The organism is Nocardiopsis sp. NPDC055551, from assembly GCF_053619415.1.
In genome coordinates, this window is record NZ_JBSHJJ010000007.1 from 379,461 (window position 1) to 382,905 (window position 3,445).

The window sequence follows — 3,445 nt, forward strand, 5'->3', positions numbered from 1 at the left end:
GTCCTGGCCCCGGCCACCCTGATAACCACCACGACGGTCACCCTGGTTCCCACCACCACGACGATCATCCCGGCGATCGTCCCGGGATCCCCTGTAGCCGGACCGGGAGCGGGAGTCGTCACCGCGCCCGCGTCCGCCAGGCCCACCGGAGCCGTTACCGCTGTGGTCGTGTGCTCCGGAGTCCTCGCGGTCTCCCGATCGGCTTTCCTCAGTCATCGAACCCGTCCGTCAACATTCAAAAGCGCTGCCACCTTGACCAGTAGCAGCGCATAGTAGTACTCGTATCCTCCAGCTTACGACATGGGATGAACCCAGATCACCAATGCGGTATATCCCCACCGTGCACTTATCCACAGCCCACCGATCTCCAGTGGCTCCGGGAGCTCCCAGCATGTTCCTCTTGATATAGGGGGAGCTTGGGTACCACCGGTTTCGTGCTGCCCAACGTCTGCTGGTGGGGCGCCTCAGGTAGAGAACCTGCCGGTGGTCGGGCGGGGTGGGGGTGGGTTCTCCCTCCTTCCCCGCCGCGTGATTGTTGCCGCCCGCACCGCACGCGTCAAGGCAACGTCGAGTCCTGTAGCGATCGGGCTGGTGGCCTTGACCCGCACGGCACGGGCGGCGGTTTGGCGGCTATCGGGGAAGGGGGGAGAGTGGTTGAGGTCCCAACGGGCCCTGTGGGCCTTCGGCCCACTCCGGCCGCAGCCGGCCGGATCCCTCCCCCTCCCTCTGGTGTTCTCGTTGAGCGCGTCGCCACTACGTGACGGGTCCGGTCACGAAGGGCCCGCTACAGGTGGGGCACGGGGCGGGCCGCGTCCCCGCGGTAGCCGGCCCTGGTCTTCTCAGCGATGATCTTGCTCGTAGCGCCCATTTGGGCGCCCAACATGGCGCTAGGAGCAAGATCGTTTCCATTCAGAGCCCCTTCCCTCGAATTCGCCAGGAGTATCTCCGCAATAGGCAGATCCGACCATAAGGAAAAGAGGTTGCGGGCAACCCGAAACAGAGACTCTCACATAGCAGGAATGCCAGCTCCAGAATTCGACTAATAAACTCGCAGGGAGGCCTGTCGCTATCGTGGGTGTTCGCATATAATCAGAGTATGAGCTTTCCTCCCCACGCACCGCGCCCGACCGGGAACACCCCGGTCGATAAGGCGATGGCGGGTGCGCGGGAGATGGCGGTGGAATTCTCCGAACGGGATATCCCGTCCGGGTGCGAAACCGAGGTGCTCGCCCAGTTCGGCCGCCTCAACCAGGAAACAGACCGGATCCGCTACGGGATGCTGCCCGCCCTGGCCCGTATGGAGGCCACCGGTGTCCTGTTGGAAGAGGGTGGCCAGCGCAGCATCCAGGCGTGGATCACCCACCAGTGGGGGACCTCTCCGGCCGAGGCCAAGAGCCTTGCCACCCTCGCTCGGGCGTTGTACAAGCAGCAGTTGCCCCTGGTGGAAGAAGCCTTCCAGAACGAGGCCCTGTCGTTGGGTGAAGCGTGCGCCATCGCGACCTCCACCGAAAAGGCCACCACCGAGTGGGCGAAGGTCCTCGAAACAGCGGATGAGGAATTCCGTGCCCAGCGTCCTTCGGCGGAGGGGTTTCGGGCCCGGTTAGAATACGGGCTCATCGCCTATAAGAAGGAATGCCCGCAGGCCTCGGTGCGCCAGCTGCGGGACGCGGCGAAATGGTTCATGGCCCGCCTGGACCCGGATAAGGCCGACCGGGACTACGATGAAACGTTCAAGAACCGGGGCGCCCAATTCTCACCCACGTTCGAGTCCGGGTTTTTGCTGCGGATGTGGGGGCCTGGGGCCGACCACGAACTCATCCAGGCCGCCCTGCAGGCTTACACCGAGCCGTATGGGCCGGAGAACGCCGCCGTCCCGAAGCATCAGCGCACCTATGACGCGATGATGCGCATCTTCGAGACCGCTCTGACCCACCGGGGTTGCTCCAGCCTGAGCCGCCAACCGTTGGCGACCCTCAACATCACCGTCCCCCTGAAGCGCTTCCTGGGCGACGGGTCGGCTGAGCCCGCCACCACCGAGGATGGTGTGGTGTTGCCCGATCAGATGGTGGCCCGCCTGACCCCCCACAGTTGGCTGCGCCGGTTCGTGACCGACGAACAGGGCCGGACCCTGTTGGACGTGGGTCGAAAGCAGCGATGCGCCCCCGACCCGGTCCGTCAAGCGGCGGGGTTCAAGAAGCCCTACTGCGAGTGGCACGAAGGCTGCGACATGCCGCGTAGCTGGTCGCAGTACGACCACATCGTCCCCTTCTCCCACGGCGGGGCCACCAGCGCCGACAACATGCAGGTGCTGTGCTCGACCCACAATCGGCTCAAGCACCGGTTGCAGGCCAAGGTGAACCGGCAGATCTGGGAACACCACCACGCCCAGAACCACCAGGACACCGAGACCAGCGGGTCCGGGGATGGTGAGGGGGAGCCAGCCCCAGCCACCGCCCCCTAACCACCACCCGTTTCCACCAGGTGGAACACCACCCCGACGAGATCACCCCCGGTTGGGTGTCAGACCCCAAGGGCCCGTGCCCTGTGGGGATATCGGCATGCCCAGAGCCAGAAACCCCACGAACCCCCTACCCGGAGCCATCACCAGGGGCCAGAATGACTCCCATCGGGGGTCTCGGCTGGACAGTGCCGCCCTCGGCCCTACGGCGGCCATCTGTCCTATCGGCGCCACCCCCACCACGGGCAGTGTGGCCATTGCGGGTTACCCACTACCCCCTTGCCCTTTATGGTCGGCGCCACCTCTCACGGAAGTATCTCCTCAGGGTTTCGGTGGAGGGGCTCTGAAGAGAAACGATCTTGTCCGTAGCGCCATGTTGGGCGCCCAACATGGCGCTAGGAGCAAGATCATCGCCAAAGGGACGCCAGGGCCGGCTACCGCGGGGACGCGGCTCGCCACCCGTCCCACCTGTAGCGGGCCCTTCGTGACCGGACCCGTCACGTAGTGGCGACGCGGCCCACGAGGACACCAGGCGGAAGGGAAGGAATCCGGCCGGCTACGGCCGGACCGGGCCCCCGGGCCCCCGGGGCCCGAAGGGCCCGGGGCCGTTGGGACCTCAACCACTCTCCCCCCTTCCCCGATAGCCGCCAAACCGCCGCCCGCACCGCACGGGTCAAGGCCACCCACCCCGCTGACGAGCAACTCAACATCGCCTTGACGCGTGCGGTGCGGGCGGCAACAATCACGCGGCGGGGAAGGAGGGAGAACCCACCCCCACCCCGCCCCGTGAACCGGTGGGCTCTCGATCTCAGGCGCCCCACACACCCACCCCACACCCGCCAGACCACCCACAGGACCACCACCCAAGGCGCCCCATAAACCAGAGGGCCCCCACCTCAGACACCCCACCCACAACAAAAAAAGGGGCCGCCTAAAAAGACAACCCCCCAACACACAACCCCACCACACACAAAAAAAGGGGGCCCG

Annotated in this window: 1 protein-coding gene; it reads left to right on the plus strand. The window is 65.8% G+C overall.

The window, feature by feature from the left end; genetic code table 11:
• Nucleotides 1–1,096: 1,096 nt before the first annotated feature.
• Complete coding sequence (locus tag ACWGSK_RS15590; protein ID WP_452456073.1) at nucleotides 1,097–2,461, plus strand: DUF222 domain-containing protein; 1,365 nt, start codon at nucleotides 1,097–1,099, stop codon at nucleotides 2,459–2,461.
• Nucleotides 2,462–3,445: the final 984 nt, after the last annotated feature.

Excerpts from the sequence above, each read along its gene's own strand:
- ACWGSK_RS15590 (WP_452456073.1), top strand. The coding sequence starts at position 1,097 with ATGAGCTTTCCTCCCCACGCACCGCGCCCGACCGGGAACACCCCGGTC.